The organism is Lacunimicrobium album (genome assembly GCF_052161635.1).
Taxonomy (GTDB): Bacteria; Planctomycetota; Planctomycetia; order Planctomycetales; family Planctomycetaceae; genus SXPC01.
On the sequence record NZ_CP197413.1, the window covers coordinates 1,690,169 to 1,706,806 of the forward strand.

Consider the following 16,638-nt stretch of genomic DNA (forward strand, 5'->3'; position numbering starts at 1 on the left):
ATCGGAACTTAGGATGAATACCGAACGACTTTTATGTGATGCGTGTGGAGCGCCGCTGGAGATTCCGGACGGGGTAAGCTTCGTCACATGCCAGCACTGCGAGACTGCTTTGAGTGTGAAGCGGGATGAAAGTGTCCACTACACACAGATTCTCGAAGATATCTACGAGAAGACTCAAAAACTCGGCGAACGAATTGATGCCATCTCGGGCTGGCATGAAGTCGAAGCTCTTGATCGGAAATGGGAGATGGATCGGCAGCAGCTACTGAAGCCGGGTGAAACTGTCGCGACGTCTTTTGGAACAAATTCGGCTATCATTTTCGGCATGCTGATTGGATGCGTGTCTGTACTGGCGGGATTCTTCATCGCTGAGCCTTTGATTTTCGGATTACTGCTGACAGTGTTGATTTGCGGGAGAGCGATCTACCGTGGGAATCGAGCGATCCGTTTTCGAAATGATGAGAATCGTTATCTCATGGAACGTCAGCAACTCGTTGACAGTATTCGCGGTGCCTATTGAAGTCGCGTCTTGGAGTGAATGACATGTCCCTCGAACGAATGATCTGTGATTCCTGCGGGGCGCCGCTCGACGTGCCTGAGTCGGCGAGGTTCGTGACGTGCCGTCATTGCCAGACGCATCTGCGTATTCGTCGTGAGGAGAGTGTTCATTACACCGAACAACTCGAACAGATTGAGCAGCACACGCGGAAGATCTCGGAGCGCCTCGATAATGTTTCTGCTTATCAGAAAGTCGAAGCTCTGGATCGGGAGTGGATGCTTCAGCGAGAGGGTTATAAGACCTATTCAAAAAACGGGTCTCAGATACCGTCGACATTCGGAGCGGTCGCTGGCGGAATCGCTATCACAATCTTTGGCTTCTTCTGGATGGCGAACGCCTCGCGTCACTCGTCGGGAATGGCCTTCTTCGGCGTCGTCATCATCGGTGCGGGGATCGCGATGTCGGTCTATCAGTTCGCTTCTGCGATCAGATATCAGGAAGCCGAATCTCGTTATCAGCAACGTCGGGCAAGGTTGCTCGATCAAGCGAATGAGCCACTTGATTTAAGAAACAGAGATTGATCAGTCATGAACGCTAATAGCGCGAACTGCTCGGTCTGCAGCGGCCGGATTGGCATTCTTCCCACCGCTCGTTCGGTGACCTGTCCGCATTGCAATGCGTTTCAGAACGTCTTGAGAAGCGGGCAGGAGATGAAGTTGTCGCTGGCGAACAAGTATGCGGAGAATCCTGAGATACTCGCCAATCAGGAGCGCGCCAGAGAGAATGACCAATTCGATCTCGAACAGAAAATCACCCGTCGGCATGCAGAAGAGTACGCGCTGAATTTACCGAGGACAGTTCAGGCCGTCACTCTTTTCTTCACCGGATTGTTGATTGGCTCAACGCAACTCTATCTGTCGGGAGGGCGAAAAGGACTTCTGTTACTGCTTGTCGGAACGACAGCGGGCGCCATTCGATTTTACTATACGCAGTTGGCCCGGAACGCTCTGCACCGCTATGAAGATTTGAAGATCAAACTGCTCAATCAGAAACGATGATCCGACAAGTGTCATCCATCAGCTGATTGAATAACGATTGGACGCCCCCCATCCCGACGTCATCGTAGACGTGCGGTTCGTTGTGGCTTGCACTCCGTGAGATCCATGTGACTAATTCTGCGCATGGAAAAAGCTTCCGGAACGGATTCCGGAAGCTTTGAATCGTTGCTGAACTAACTGGAAATGGTTAGTTGGGCAGGGTGAATGAGTACTGGTACTTCAGCACCATGAAGAGGAGGGCACAGCCGATGACCAATGCAGCGGCAGCGACACCCAGCAGGGCTGTGTAGATATCCATTGTGGGAGGAGTCGCTGAAGGGCCTCTATCGGAGTTTCGAGGTGACATTGTCGCCTTTCTCAATTACGCCGCTCTTGACTGGGGTCAGAATCGTTCCCACAGCCGTGTCCGGGGTCAGGTAAGTGATTTTGATTTTACCGAGGTATTTGGAACTCTGTGGTGTGTCGTAACCGGTGCGGTAAACATCGAGCTCGTGGCCTTCGACGAGGCCGTCATCGCTGCCCAGAGAGATTTTGACGTACTGGACGGTGCCATTCTTGTGCTTCTGGGTTTCAAGAACGAGGCCTTCGACCTTTGGTGGAGGATCGAGTTTGGCTTGATAAGCGGCTGGATCTGTTTCGAGATCATTCAGACGAACGACCCGCTTGAGATAGGCGGTCTCATTGAGAAGCTGGTTGTACTTGTCTTCGAGAGCAACCTGTTCAGCCTGGAGATTGAACAGATCCGTGCGAGCAGTGATCAGTGCTTCGTTGGAATCATCGAGCTTGATGTGCAGTTGCTTGTTCTCGGCACGTTGAGCGAGGGCCTCGTCGCGACGGAAGCCAGCCTCATCGGCATTGATGGCAACCAGGGCGGTGGCTCGCTGATAGTCGCCGGTGACTCGGTCATAGTTGACCTGGAGGTTGTTGCGTTCCGTGGTGACGTCACGCAGCTGGGCCTGAACGGCAGCCTGGGCAGACTCTGCGTCTGTGGCGCGCTTGGTCTCGGCGTCGAGGCGACTGTTCAGGAAGGAGACTTGTGTATCCATTTCCTGATTGGCTTTTTTCAGATCGTCTGCACGCTTCTCAGCGACGACCTTCCAGCTCTGGTGATACGAGTAGACCGTGGTCGCAAGGGCTGCGAACATGATCGACAGCACGATCTGAATAACAATCAATACCTTGCCGATGAACGACATGCCTGGCTCCTGCACCTTCCAGTTTTGACACGTTTGTCAGGGACTCTACGAAGGCGATAGGGTAGGAAGTGAGCAAATGGGATTTTGGAAACATCCGTGTCGTAAGTGTCGGCATCCGGCCTTAACTGGATTGATCGATGAGTTGCTGATTCCGGTTTTCCAGACGAATCAGATTCCCCTCGACCCGCATAATCATATCTCGAACCTGATTTTGAAGATCAGACAGACGCTGACGTTCGACCTTCAGCTCATCGAGTTGTTCATGCTGACGGAAAACATCCTGACGACGCAGCTCAGCTTCTTTTCGCTTGGCCATCGTCTGGTTGTTGATTTCTGCGGCTTCTTGAGTCTTCTGTTGAATGAAAGACTGAATCTGCGCAAGTTCCTGGTGCTGGTTATTGTAAGTCTTTTCCACAGCGGCTTTGTCCTGAGCCACAATTTGCAGATAGGCATCTGCAGTAATTGGAGGCTCCTGGATCGCCTGCAGGGCAGCGTTCTTCTCGTTGGTCACCTTTTTGTAGGCATCGAGCAGAGTCTTCGCCAGCAAGGGTGAGGTCGAGATATTTTCGCCCGTCAGCACCAGTTTTGATGAATACGTCGGATTTTCACCGGGCGTATAATCGAAGCTGGCTTCTTTGAGCTCGGCGGACATAGCGCGATAATTCGGAAATGCATCGAACCACCACACCTGCAGAATCGAGAACGTCAGAAACGCAATCGATGAGATGGTGATGAAAACGGCCAATACTCGGCTGATCGCCTGGATCATAAGCATCTTGCCCAGAATAACACGACATGACTTAGACAGAATTGTCTTATCGGAGAAATCGCGAGCGAAAATCTCAGACGGGACCACCAGACACAGCGATCCACCTCTCCAACATCGGACAGGCCCGCAATGTCAACGCAGTCAATCTATCCTATGGCTATACTTCAAGAAATGTCAATTCGGAAACGTTCCTGTTCACCGGGTTAGGGCAAGTCACAAGTCTGTAACGGTCCTGCCGATCGCGCCGAGTGGGAGGAGGCCGACATGTTGCTTGTGGTCGCAGATAAGAGAGCAGACTGGAACGCAGAGCACGCGGAGTGGAGCAGAGGTCGCTGAGAAGAAACGTCGAGAAGGAGGGAAAGAAGGTGTGAAGACGCGGTAATGAACACCTGCCTGACGATTTGTACCGATTCCAACTCTCTGCTGCGCTCGTACTTCTTCTTCTAAATCAATCTCCCGCTGTCATCCTTTTTACGTAATTCTTCTCCGCGACCTCTGCTCCACTCTGTTACCTCTGCGTTTCAGTCTTCTCTGGCAAGGGTGCAGACGCGGAGCAGGCTTGCAAGTTGCCGTAGCCATGACTCTTAGGCAGGAATAGGCTACCCCATTTGTTATGGCGGTTTCAGTCGGCCTGGCGGTAGCGAGGTTGACCATCCCAGCCGAGTTTGCGGTGTAGCGTCGCATAGAAGCTGTGACATGGCAGGCGGACGAGTTGGAATTCGACTTTTGCGGCTCGGACTTCGACTAGATCCCCATTAGCGATGGCGACTGACGACTGGCCGTCCATAATCGCGATACCTCCGCGAGACGTTTTTGCGACTCGGAACTGGTAGAGGCGATCAGAGCGGTCGACAATCGGCCGGACGGTGAGTGTGTGAGGGCAGATGGGAGTGATAACGAAGGCAGGCATATCCTGTCTGAGAATCGGACCTCCTGCGGAAAGGCTGTGGGCCGTTGAGCCAATCGGCGTGCTGATGAGGACGCCATCGCCGGAGTAGGTCGTGATTTTTTCGCCATCAATGGACAGCTCGACATCGATCATCGCCAGGGGAACATCGGAGCAGATCGCGACTTCGTTCAGGCCGAGAAATTCGCTCACGCCAGCCGAGGTGTGGATTCGACACTGATACATCAGGTGGTTGGTGATCTGATACTTGCGACCCACGATGGAGGGGAAATCCATTTGGAAATCATCCATGGTGGCATCGGCCAGGAAGCCGAGGCGTCCCAGGTTGATGCCAAGGACTGGGACCTGGACTTCGGCGAACTGCTTACAGGCACGGAGGATCGCCCCGTCACCACCGACGACGAGGGCGAGGTCGGCCTTCTTGTGTTCGTCTTCGAGTGCATCGGTCGTTGCCATGCCGATGAGTTCGACGCCGGGCTGGCTGTAGAGGAAGTTCTCCAGACGTGCAGCGGCCTGTTGAACGTGACTGCGCTCGTCTCGGGCAATGATCAAAAGCCGCAGGGGCTTACTGCTCACTCGATATTCTCCCAGAAATTGAATTATCAGGCATTATCAGTCTTGTGTAGGGGCCGCTGTGCGGACCATCAATACGCGATGTCACCAGAAAAATCCATGGTACTTGTCATTACCTCAACAACACACTCGGGATTGAAAGCCGATTCATGGTCCGCACAGCGGACCCTACGAAAGAAAGTCGAATCCTCAGTAAATCAAAAAAAGCAGCCAACGGAAAGACCATTGGCTGCTTTTCTGGTTGAGAATTCGAGGTCGTTGAAGATCAGGCGGCTCGACGCTGCTGTTGAGCGGGGAACTGCAGAACCTTGCGAGAGAAGCAGGCATCGACGGCATTTTGCACGCCATCGACAACGCGTTCGAGTTGATGAGGCGTCAGTTCCGGGAAGATTGGCAAAGCCATGATTTCGTGACAGGCTTGCTCTGCGACCGGGAAATCGCCCTTCTTGTAACCACAGTATTCAAAGCACTTTTGCAAGTGCAGTGGGATCGGATAATACACCGCACAGCCGACTTTCTCGGCAGATAGAGACTTCAGCAGAGCATCACGCTGGCCGTCCTTCACGCGGATGCAGTACTGATTGTAAACGTGATTGCGGTTAGCCGCATGGAACGGCTCAATAAAGGCCCGGCTGTGACCGGCTTCGGCGAAAGCCCGGTGATAGAAGGCGGCATTTTCCTGACGGCCCTGACTGAATTTGTCGAGGTACTTGAACTTAACGTTCAACACAGCGGCCTGGAGGGCATCAAGGCGGCTGTTCATGCCGACTTCGACGTGATCGTAACGACCGCGGTCACCGTGGACGCGGAGGCGTTTCATACGGGCAGCCAGCTGAGCGTCGTCGGTGGTGATCATTCCGCCATCGCCAGCTCCGCCGAGGTTTTTGGTCGGGAAGAAGCTGAAGCAGGTGATCGTGCCAAGGACGCCTGATTTGCGGCCGTAGTATTCAGAGCCGATCGCCTGGGCTGAGTCTTCAATGATCGCAACGCCATGACGGGACGCGATGCGCTGAATCTCTTCCATGTCAGCACACTGGCCGAACAGGTGAACCGGGATGATGGCTTTCGTGCGAGGTGTGATCGCTGCTTCGATGGCAGCTGGATCGATGTTGAAACTGTCTGGCTGAATGTCTGCAAAGACAATCTTGGCGCCGACTCGGTGAATGCAGGAAGCCGTGGCGAAGAAGCTGAACGGAGTCGTGATGACTTCGTCGCCCGGGCCGATATCCAGGGCCATCAGGGCAAGGACGAGTGCATCCGTTCCGCTGGCACAACCGATCGCAAACTGGGCATCGACATACTTGGCGACGCTGTCTTCCAGCATGGTGACGTTTTCACCCATGATGAAAGTCTGTTTGGCGAAGACTTCTGCGACAGCAGCCTGAATCTCGTGAGACATCGACTGGTACTGAGGCACGAGGTCAATCAGAGGCACCGGATCGTGGTGCACCGTGGGGTGAGAAGAGACGGACATCAGCGACTCCCTTCGCGACTATCTAGTACCGGGTTCATTGGTGGTGTTGAGCGGGTGACGTGAGACATCTTGTCATGCGTCAGGGAAAATGGTCATAAAATGGCCAGATCGCTCGATCAATCAGTGGAAACTATGTCTGATGAACCGTTTCGTCAACAGGAGTTTCACAAGATGATTTTTTGGAGCGGGCTGCTTTGTAGAAATGCTAATCGGAAGTTTTCTGGCCAGATCCCTCTCCTCATTTCTGAAGTCGGAGCTCAATCCAATAGAGTTCAATGCATTGCTGACCTGGGATTTTCGCAGGCTGGAGGGTGAGTGTGGCAGGGCCTTTCTTGAGATTGATTCTTCCGGATGACCAGGATTTGAAGGCTTTCATATAGGACTCGCCGGGGCGCGGGACGACATCGTCATGTTCGCCGATAAGAGGGGAATCGTGGGGTTCGTCGATGGTTGCGGTGAAGGAGTCGTCGCCAGCTTTGATTGTGATGGCGGTCCCGATATTTTCCACAGGGCAGCAATAGTGCAGGATGACATCGTAAACGCCGGCCGTTTGGACATCGAGAGGATAGGAAATAATCGCGTCAGTCGATTTCCATTCCGTGATGTAGGAGCAGTTGGCGTGACGTGACGACCGTTTGACATCGCCAGAAAGGGTCGCATCGCGAGCGGGAAGGTGAGTCACGGGGTATTCCGGATAACCAACCGGGTAAGGGCGTGATTCTTTCGGAAGCGGAAACCCGGTCTCTGATTTCCACCCGACGAGCCCCTTCACCATGGAAGCCCGGATCTCTGGCTGCTGATCGTTGAGCTTGTGTAATTGAAGCTTGTCGTTGATGCGATCATAGAGATCTCCTTTCTCGTCCAGGATGTAAGACTGGTTCCGAACACTGATTCCCTTTTGAGCGGAGTAGAGTCGACGGCCGATCGGCGTGGATGATGTCTGAGTCAGCAGGGCGGACAGATCAATTCCGTCTAACGGCTGAACAGGCGCGGCCTCAATCCCGCACAATGTCTTCAGTGTTGGCAGCAGATCGATTGCGCCGGACAGTTGATCAACGGTTTGCCCTGCAGGAATCCGCCCTGGCCAGCGAATGTAGCAGGGGACGCGGACGCCGCCTTCATTCGTGCTCCCTTTCTTCCCTTTCATCCTGGCGTTGAATCGCCAGCTGTTCGGGCCGTTATCGCTGAAGAACACGACAATCGTGTTTTCGTCGAGGTGTTTTGAGGCCAGCAGTTCGAAGATGCGGGCGATCTGGTTGTCGGCGTCTTTCACCATCGCAAGCGCAGCACGCGTGAAATCAATGTCTTCCTTTTCCGTCCCTTCGTAGAGACTGGCAAGCTCTTTGGGCATGCTGTCGTAGAGAGTTCGATCGACCTGCATCGGGGTATGCGGGACACAATAGGCAAGATAGGCAAAGAAGGGCTTCTGCTGGGAAATCGAGTCCTCAGCGAACGCGAGCATCTTCGTCGTAAAGTCGGTCGTGACGTGACCCTCGCCGCGAATCAGGTCGGTGTTGTGCTCGAGTGGTGGGCTGAAATACTGGCCCCAGTGCCCGGAGGTGAAGCCGTAGAATTCGTCAAAACCCTGGCCGTTGGGGTGATACGGATACTGAGTGCCGTTGTGCCATTTTCCAAACAGCCCCGTCCGATAACCAGCCTGTTTGAAAACCTCTGCGATCGTTTCCTCGTCGGGATTGAGACGTTCCTCTCCGACGGTCACCCCATGGACGCCGCCGCGGGTGTGGTAGCGACCGGTCAAAAATTCCGCCCTCGTCGGGGCACAAAGCGGGCAGACGTAGAACGAATCGAGTCGGACCCCTTCGTTAGCAATCCGGTCGATGTTCGGGGTCTGGAGGTTCTGGTTGCCAGTGCTGCTGAGGTCGCCGTAGCCCATGTCGTCCATGAGGATGACGATCACGTTGGGAGAAGCAGCAGGGGCGTTCCGGGCCATGAGGCAGGCAAAAACCAGTGTGAAACTAAGAAACCATCGAATGGGCGCGTGCATTACGGATGTCCTCAAATGTCGAAATTTACGACTTGTTCATAAGAGTAAAGGCACGTCTGGAGCATGTCACCGCGAGTCAAATCAGAAATCCTCTTGATGTGAAGCGGGAAACTTCGCTAGAACTCTCGTTCACACTAGATGATGTGGACAATGATGTCCTTCTCACACGATACAGGCAAGGATGCCCATGAATTCCTGGTTCGCAAAACTGCACCCTGCACGACTGGCTTCGATTCCTGCTGACCAAGTCTATGCCCGCTTCGTCCATTTGCTGACGAAGACAACTCGCTCTGCGATCTTCTGCGGCTTCGCTGTCGGGCTGATTGCGTTGTGCCAGCTGGCCATGCTGGTCGCGAGTTTCGGGACATCTCCGATGATCGTCATCGGCTACGGCGTTGCATTCTGCATCGGAGCAGTTCTCGCGAATGTCGTAAAAACATCTCGCGGGGTCGCCTGCCTCACGCTAGTCGCGACCGCCTGTCTGGGACTGGTGATTATTCCGCAGCTGGCTTTGATTGCGTCACTGGCTCCGATCGTGATCATTCCTTGTGCAATTTGCCTGTCGTTGATTCCAACAGGATTTGCCTGCTCGAAACTTATCTTTGATTCAAACAAGACCTCCCCCTCGCTGGTCGGATGTGCGATCGGACTGGCGGTCTGTTTCTTCCTGGACCCAGTCACCTTTGGACTTGCTGGGACATCACTGGCTGCTGTAGCGCTGCTGGCAGTTCATGCCTGGATGACACGCAACGCCAACGCAGAACCGGTTAGTTCTGTTGTTAAAGGTGATTTTAGTGGTCTGGCTACAGCGGTGTGTTCGGGGATCGCCGGTGCGGTCGCGATTCGTTTTGTCGCTCAACTGATGCCGCCTGCTGCCTGGACGATAGCATTTGAATTGGCTGCGTTTTGTGTCTGGACTGCGTTTGCGATCTGGGCTGGTAAGACTCAGGCACGTCAACAGATTATGACACTAGCCGCTGCTCTGTGTGTCGTCGGAACACTGGCTGCGTTTCCGTTTTTTGTGGAAGCATCGCTGGCGATCAACGGATATGCCTCGTGGTCAATCGTATTATTCGCGGCTCGTGGTGTGGTTATTACCTCATTGATGTCTGCTGCAGGGCTGTTGTTCGGCTACTCGCTGGTGAATGCGACGTCAGAGAAGTTTTCGATCCATTCGACCGCCGGTCGTCTGTGTTGTCTTTGCGTGGCGTTTCTCCTCGCGAAGATTGGAATCATTCCCGCTGTTGGCGTTGCGTTGACAGGTGTCTGCGTGACAGGCTGTCTGGCCGTTCTGGTCTGTTGGAAATACTCGCCAACGAAACTCTTCCAACTGCCTGCGATGCGTCGCAATGCTGGGCTTGCTTGCGGCGCGACAGTCTGCGGGCTGATGGTCTATGTGGTCGTCGCCCAGACTTACCAGCCTCAGATGGCGACAAATACGCTGTTTTCCACCGTCGCGTTTCAGGCCTACCGTGCTGGTGTGCCGCTGTCTCGAATCTCGGTCATGAATGATGCTCGGACAACAGATGTCGTCGAAACTGCGACAGGAACATTCTCAACGCAGGTCGTGCACGGCAGTCAGTGGCAAGTTCGCAAGAACGGCATCATCGTCGGTGCACTGAGCACAACCCCGCTCGTCACGCCGCAGAGCCCTGCGGATGTTGTCTCTGCGGTACTGCCGATGTTACTGCACGAAGGTGCTCGCGACGTTCAGATCCTTGGAGCTCAGGCGGGAACACAAATTCGCGCGACGCTGGCGTTTCCAGTGACAACCCTGGAAGTCGTCGAAGGTAATTCACAGATCGTCAAATGGCTCAAAGAGCAGGCTGAGACCACACAATGCGGGCTCGATCTGAATGATCCCCGTCTGACGATCAAGGCGGCCGATCCTACACTTGCCAACATCACAGGCTCGAAGACTCAGTTCGATCTGATTCTTTGCAACACTGATCACTCGGCATTGTTCGATGCCGCAGGCGGGATGACTTGCGAATACTATCAACATGCTGCCAAACGTCTGAAAGCCGATGGATTCTTCGCTCAGCGTTTCCAGATCGCAGACTATGGTTCCGCCGCGATTGCGACACAGCTGGCGACACAGAGCCAGGTCTTCAAGCAGGTCTCCTGTTTCGAAATTGCCCCCGGAGAAATGCTGCTTCTGGGAACCAATACGGATTCCGGTTTCTTACGTGGCAATCTGCTCGAGCGAGCCGTGAAATCGCATGTCCAGAATCTGCTGGCAGAAATCGGCTGGGACCCCGCGATCCTTTTCAATCTGGCTTACGTTTCTAATTGTGGTGAGACTGCAGAAGCCTTCCAGACTGCGATCGCAAAAGCACGTCTCAACACAACAACGTCAGGGACCGCGATGCAGATGTTTCCTCGCGAGCTGATTCGTTGGGCGGATAAACGCAGCGAGCTTCAGCGTGAGTTCGCAGCCTGTTCTCTGCACCTGATTCGTCACCTGGAAGTTCTCGCACAGGATGAAACAATCGCCCAACTCGGCGAGCAGCTTGATGACGTCAAGAAGCGACTCACCGATACCAATAAGCGCGAACAACTCATCGCGTCCCACCCTGATGAGCCCTGGTTGTATCGAACTGAGATCAAGCATCAGCTGACCGAGAATCCTCGCAGTCAGATTGTCCCGGTCAAAGGAGAAGGCCTCAAGCGAGTCGTTCACCAGGCTGATCATCGACGTCTGGACTACTTTGAAGCATTGGGACGTTGCCTGAATCAATCGTCAAGTTCAGAAGGTGATTACGTCGAGCTCAAGAGCTATCTGCAGCCGTTTGACCCGCTTGTCAGTGAGTTCATTCACCCGGAGCTGGCACGTATCTGTGAACAACGAGGCAGCGAGTATGCTTATGAAGAGTTTCTGCATCGTCTGCATACGATTACCTTCTCGCCACGTTCTGATCGCTCTGTGCGAGACATTCATCGCGTGATTGAACTGTTGTCAGGCGATGAGCTGACCGAGGTCAGCGCGGCACAAAAATATGACATTGCCAACGCGATGCTGGAGATCCTGAAGTTCCGCTGGGACCTGCGAGCCAGCCAGCCACCACTCAAAGACAATATCCTTCTCAACGATATCTCCAGTTCGATAGACTCGATCAACACCGCGTTCGCCCTTCTGGAACGAACGTCCGTTGAGCCGACACGAACCACCCAGCGTTGTGAGTTCGTCAAGAAAGAGCTGCTTGCCCCACTGGCTGATTATCGTATGGATCTGATGAACAAACAGGCCAAGCCAAAACTGCCGACGCCGTAAAAAAGAGACTTGCCAAGAAGGTAGTAATAAAAAAAGAGGGAAGATTAATCTTCCCTCTTTTCATGCGCAAGTAGGTTCCGTGCCGACCTCGCTGCTTACGGCAGCATGGTCTGATCATCTTATTTCAAAGATGACAGGAACGTGATGAGATCAAGGAATTCTGAAGGAGCCATCGCCGCTCCCAGGCCTTCCGGCATGCTGCTCTGGCGGAGCTGGGCACGCTCTTCGATCTCCTCGGTCTTGATGGTCCGCTTTTCCTTGCCATCAAAGATGACGAGGTGTTGAGGAGTCTCTTCGACCAGCAGCCCGGTGTACTGCTTTCCTTCGGTCGTAATGACGAGAGTCGAAAGATACTTCTCTGCGACTTCGGCATTCGGATCAATGATCGACTGCACGATCTTGAAACGGTTCAGACGCTCGCCGACCTTCGCCATCGAAGGACCGAATGAGTTCTGGTTCTCGATCGAGTGACAGACGTTGCAGTTGCGGGTGAAGACGCTGCGACCATTGCTGATGTTCCCATTGGGAATATCGGCGATCGCCTGCATGGCCTTATTACGGGCTTCTTCTGGCTGCTGCTCGCGTCCCAGCAGAATCTGCAGGTACGGGACGGCCTGAGCGCCTTGCTTATCAGTCGCGATGATGTCATTGAGCAGCTTCGCGGACTTGTCGTTATTGACGCCAAAAGTCCCCTTGATGAATTCACCACGCCAGACATTCAGGTTTGCTCCCAAGGCTGCTTCGGCGGTGTAATTGACATAGTAATCATCAGGGCTGACGCTCACGGATTCCAGAGCAGCGTTCATGGCATCGAGCGTGTCATAGTAACTCAGACCACGGACTGCTTCGCTGCGAACGCGCGGATGTTGGTCGAGAGCGGCTGTCTTGAGGAGTTCGAGACTGCCGTCAATTTCCGTTCGCTCATCCGCCAGAACACGCGTGGCAGCGGCCCGGGCGTTGAAGTCCTCGGCTGCCAGCATCTTCTTGAGCAGCGCCACATCAACCTTGTGGAACGCCTGCTGTGTCCAGAGGACTTCCAGCGCGTTCTTTTCAAACAACGCTTTCGTTGGAAATTCCTGCGTCAACCACTTTTGGGCCGCCGCGAGAACTTCGGCTTCCGGACGTGACTGAATCTCACGTCGAATCGCATACTGCATTCGCCATTCGTAGACGCCAAGTTGCTTGAACAGGTCTTCGACAGTTTTATCAGCCTGCGTGATCGGCTCAAGCAATGGCTTGGGGGTGTAAACGAGACGATAAACACGACCGTGAACGTGATCGCGGTTCGGATCGCGCTGGCTGTATTGCATGTGTCCGATGAGAGGGTTCGCCCAGTCGCCGAACCAGAGTGCTCCATCGGGACCGATCAATGGATCGACAGGACGGAAGTGCTTGTCAGTCGATTTGATCAGATCGAACGGCGAGTTGCGGTCATTGGGGTTATGACGGACACGGGTTCCATGATATCCGCCACCCGAATCCTTGATCTCCCAGCGAGGCAGACCGTTCATGTTGATCACGCAGGCATAAATAAACTGCCCCTGCACGTCATCCGGGAAGTGACGCGAGACGAGGAACTCACTTCCACAGACAGGACGCATGCCTTCGGTATCAAAGACCGCATTGAGCCCCTTGCGACCGCGGTACTGCATGCCAGACAGCGGCGTATCCCAGTGCTGGCTGGCACCGGTTCCATCGCCGCAGATCCCCTGCCCCCAGCCATTGAAGACGTAGCACCAGGGATTGCCGTAACCAGGGGTATTGAAGTGGGTAATCTTCCAGGTACGTGGATCAAGTACATAGCAACCGGACGAACCAAAGTTGCGGAATGGTCCCCAGGGGGTTTCGACCGCCGTGCTCATCGCAACCCCTTCGAGCATGTGCAGCTTGCCGCTGTGGCTCATCTCAAACGCACCAATCGAGTGGTGGGTATCTTCGGTCGCAAAGCCATCGAACATGTGGGTGATTTCATCGGCTTTGTCGTCGCCGTCGGTATCCTTCAGGAAGACCAGACGAGGCTGATCGGTGACGAGAACACCACCATCGAAGAATTCAAAACCGGTCGGGCAGTGGAGTTTGTCGTAGAAGATCGTCGACTTGTCAGCTTTGCCGTCTTTGTCGGTGTCTTCCAGGATGACCAGCTTGTCGGCTGGCTTGGCATCACCTGGTTTCCACTGCGGGTAACTCGGCATAGTCGAGACCCACAATCGCCCTTTGCTGTCAAACGCCATCTGAACAGGCTTAGCGATTTCGGGAAACTTCGTCTCATCAGCAAATAGCTTGATCTCGAACCCTTCGGGAACGGTACAGGTCTTGATCAGTTCATCCGGAGGCAGGATACGAGGACCAGCGGCTTGATCTTCCGAATAAGCCTGACGAGGTTCGCCGAAGCGGGTTTTGGGTTCGAACAGGTCGCCTGTCTTGGAATCATCGGGAATATCGGAGACTTTCTTGCCCTGGGCGATATCCCAGACATAACGATCTCGAACAGCCGCCATATTGCGGATTTTCGCGAACTCAAGTGGGAAGGTTTCCGTATCCCATGTTCGTCGACCACCATAGACGTACCAGCCGTTGAGCATGCGGTAGTCTTGCAGGTGAACCCAGGACTTGTCGTTCACAGCGGCACGAAGCTCTTCATTGATCGGAATCTGCGAGCGAATGGGGACCATCGCATGGAACAGCAGTCGCGAGACGGCCAGATCGCCGGCTTCGTTGACGTGCGCGCCATTGATCGTGTACTGCGGACCTGGTTGTTCCGAGAAGAGTTTGTGAGAGGACTCAAAGACATCCACAAATGGCAATTTTTCCTGAGCCGCAAATTCGCGAGTCGCATCCGAATAAAGCTTCAGGTTGTCATTGATCGGCCCACTGGCGGGAAGGTAGCGATTCTCAGTCTCTTCGAAGGCAATCGGGGAGATGATGACGAACTGTGGTGATTTGTTGTTCTTCGAGTACTTGCGGGTCAGTTCCGACAGATACTTGCGATAGTCCGATTGATATTTCTCGATCCCGCCAGGGCCTGCATAGGACTCGTTGTAGCCGAAGAAACAGAAGAAGACATCCGGTCCGAACATCAGCAGCGGGTCGTCAATCTTGTCGTAATCGCTGGGACGCTGACGAATCCCGACTTCATCGGCAGGACGAGCGAAGTTGCGGATCACCAGTTCTTTGTCTGCAAAGTGGGTCTGCAGCATCGTTTCAAAATGGCCGAAGAGGTTCATCCGCTCCGCCATCGAGTTGCCGATGAACGCGATCTTCTGATTCGCCTGGAATTCGAAACGCTTTGCCCCCTCGGTAGCTGTTTCCGTCGACATGGAAGCATAGTCAGCCGGAGTCTTGTTCTTCTGGAATCCATCGAAGCCGTACGAAGTAGGATTGTATGGCCCGACAAACGCGACGTTTGCATCGCTGGGGATTGTCAGATCAAGCCCCCAATAGACCGCATTGACGACCATGCGACGCAGGTCTTCATTCACCAGATCGCTGGCAGCTCCCATCGTTGTCACGAAGATTTTCTGGGACTTGCCGGTTGACGTTTTGACTTCACGCGTCCAGGCGATCGGCATCATCGGATCGTTGACGTCTTGAGTCTGCTTGTCAGTCGAGCGAGGCTTGCTGCGAACGGCAGCAGGGGAGTCGGGTGACATCCCGGCGAGCACCCGACCTCGCATGAGGATGGTTGCGTCCTTGGGAGGATGGGCTTCGTAAACATCACTGTCGCCGAAGGCGTTCGTCACGCCGTTGAGAATCGGGCTGCTTTTTGCTGAAGGTTCAATGATCCCCATAGTGGCTTCCGACTTGTGATTCCCCCAGTGGCTGACCCACTCTTCGCCGAGGACGGTTTTGCCCCAGCGGTTGAGGTCGGCATGTTGCCCTTTGATGCCACTGAAGGCGTGCGTACTTGTTCGAAGGGCAATGACAGGAATGCCACGGTTCATGGCGTTTTTGAAGCGAACGAGCGTTTCCTCCGGCCAGTTGCGGAAGCGGGTCAGCATGATCACAGCATCCGCAGAATCGAGTGCCTCCGGATGAGACAGGCTTTTCTGGTTCTTGGGATTGATCGTCCCGTCGTCGTTGAGTGAGAACAGAACGGTCGTCTTGAATCCGTGGCGCTCGCTGAGGATCTTGGCGAGCATCGGCAGCGATTCTTCCGAGCGGTATTCCTCATCTCCCGAGATCAGCACGACGTGCTTACCGGCTCCGGGGCCTGAGGATGGCGGGAAGGAAAGATGGTCCTGTGCGAGCAGCTGTCCGGCAGATGAAACGCAGACAATCAGCGCAAAGACTCTTCGATACAGTGTTTGCATAGAGGCGGCCTTTTTTGATCAGGGCAGAACATTGTCCAGTGACAACGACAGTCTGGCAGGAATGTGCTATTAAGGGCGGGATAAGTCGCAGAGAGACGCATCAAGTATCTTGAATGCTATTGTGAACTTCAACGCCGAGATCACAAAAACTTATCAACTTCAGCGAAAATACACGCCCGGAGAGCGACGGTGTGCAGGTTTAGGCAAACGTTAGCACAAACTGAATTTGTTCATCCGGCACAATGAGATCAATTTCCGCTCCGTATTCGATGCCCTGGATGGTCGGCAGCAAGAGCTCGAGCATATCGGGCGGTTGGAAATGGGTCGGCTTGGTCTCTGGATGCGGATAGTAAATCAGTCCTGAAGCGAGAGGCTGATCTCGATAGACGACATCGACATTGAAGAACGAGAAATCCTCAGCGGGATCAACGGGATGCCAGTGGACCTGCGGAAACGTGTAAATCGATTTCTTCACTCGATACGTATACGGCGCGATACTGACATTCAATGTTCCTGGATGGAACTGCGTCAGATCGAGTCCACGATCTCGAAATGCTTGCGTCTGCATTTTCA

11 protein-coding genes are annotated in these 16,638 nt (G+C 54.0%); 4 read left to right on the forward strand and 7 right to left on the reverse strand.

Annotated features, from left to right (window positions below; genetic code table 11):
* Positions 1–13: 13 nt before the first annotated feature.
* From SH248x_RS06725 to SH248x_RS06735, 3 genes are read left to right on the forward strand one after another with little or no spacing between them, the layout of a single operon-like run.
* The gene (locus SH248x_RS06725; RefSeq protein WP_459557752.1) at positions 14–520 is read left to right on the forward strand and encodes a hypothetical protein; all 507 of its coding nucleotides are present in this window, start codon (positions 14–16) and stop codon (positions 518–520) included.
* A 23-nt stretch (positions 521–543) separates the two neighbouring features.
* Positions 544–1,080, forward strand: a complete 537-nt coding sequence (locus SH248x_RS06730; RefSeq protein WP_459557753.1) for a zinc finger domain-containing protein — start codon at positions 544–546, stop codon at positions 1,078–1,080.
* 6 nt (positions 1,081–1,086) lie between these two features.
* Positions 1,087–1,557, forward strand: coding sequence for a hypothetical protein (locus SH248x_RS06735; RefSeq protein WP_459557754.1), 471 nt, complete (start codon positions 1,087–1,089; stop codon positions 1,555–1,557).
* A 323-nt stretch (positions 1,558–1,880) separates the two neighbouring features.
* On the opposite strand, the gene SH248x_RS06740 is transcribed toward SH248x_RS06735, so the two are convergent.
* From SH248x_RS06740 to SH248x_RS06760, 5 genes are all read right to left on the reverse strand, one after another.
* On the reverse strand, positions 1,881–2,753 hold the full coding sequence (locus SH248x_RS06740) for a hypothetical protein (protein ID WP_459557756.1): 873 nt from the start codon (positions 2,751–2,753) through the stop codon (positions 1,881–1,883).
* Between the two features lie 121 nt (positions 2,754–2,874).
* The gene (locus SH248x_RS06745; RefSeq protein ID WP_459557757.1) at positions 2,875–3,522 is read right to left on the reverse strand and encodes a hypothetical protein; all 648 of its coding nucleotides are present in this window, start codon (positions 3,520–3,522) and stop codon (positions 2,875–2,877) included.
* A 622-nt stretch (positions 3,523–4,144) separates the two neighbouring features.
* Entirely contained in the window at positions 4,145–5,005 is an 861-nt protein-coding gene (locus SH248x_RS06750) for an NAD(+)/NADH kinase (RefSeq protein WP_459557758.1), read from the reverse strand.
* A 262-nt stretch (positions 5,006–5,267) separates the two neighbouring features.
* Entirely contained in the window at positions 5,268–6,476 is a 1,209-nt protein-coding gene (locus SH248x_RS06755) for a DegT/DnrJ/EryC1/StrS family aminotransferase (protein WP_459557760.1), read from the reverse strand.
* A gap of 238 nt (positions 6,477–6,714) precedes the next feature.
* On the reverse strand, positions 6,715–8,481 hold the full coding sequence (locus SH248x_RS06760; protein ID WP_459557761.1) for an arylsulfatase: 1,767 nt from the start codon (positions 8,479–8,481) through the stop codon (positions 6,715–6,717).
* A 187-nt stretch (positions 8,482–8,668) separates the two neighbouring features.
* Here SH248x_RS06760 and SH248x_RS06765 point away from each other — a divergent pair, with 187 nt between their 5' ends.
* On the forward strand, positions 8,669–11,755 hold the full coding sequence (locus SH248x_RS06765) for a spermine/spermidine synthase domain-containing protein (protein WP_459557762.1): 3,087 nt from the start codon (positions 8,669–8,671) through the stop codon (positions 11,753–11,755).
* 119 nt (positions 11,756–11,874) lie between these two features.
* Here SH248x_RS06765 and SH248x_RS06770 read toward each other — a convergent pair whose 3' ends face one another.
* Positions 11,875–16,065, reverse strand: a complete 4,191-nt coding sequence (locus tag SH248x_RS06770; protein ID WP_459557763.1) for a PVC-type heme-binding CxxCH protein — start codon at positions 16,063–16,065, stop codon at positions 11,875–11,877.
* 199 nt (positions 16,066–16,264) lie between these two features.
* Positions 16,265–16,633, reverse strand: a complete 369-nt coding sequence (locus tag SH248x_RS06775) for a hypothetical protein (RefSeq protein WP_459557764.1) — start codon at positions 16,631–16,633, stop codon at positions 16,265–16,267.
* Between the last annotated feature and the right edge of the window lie 5 nt (positions 16,634–16,638).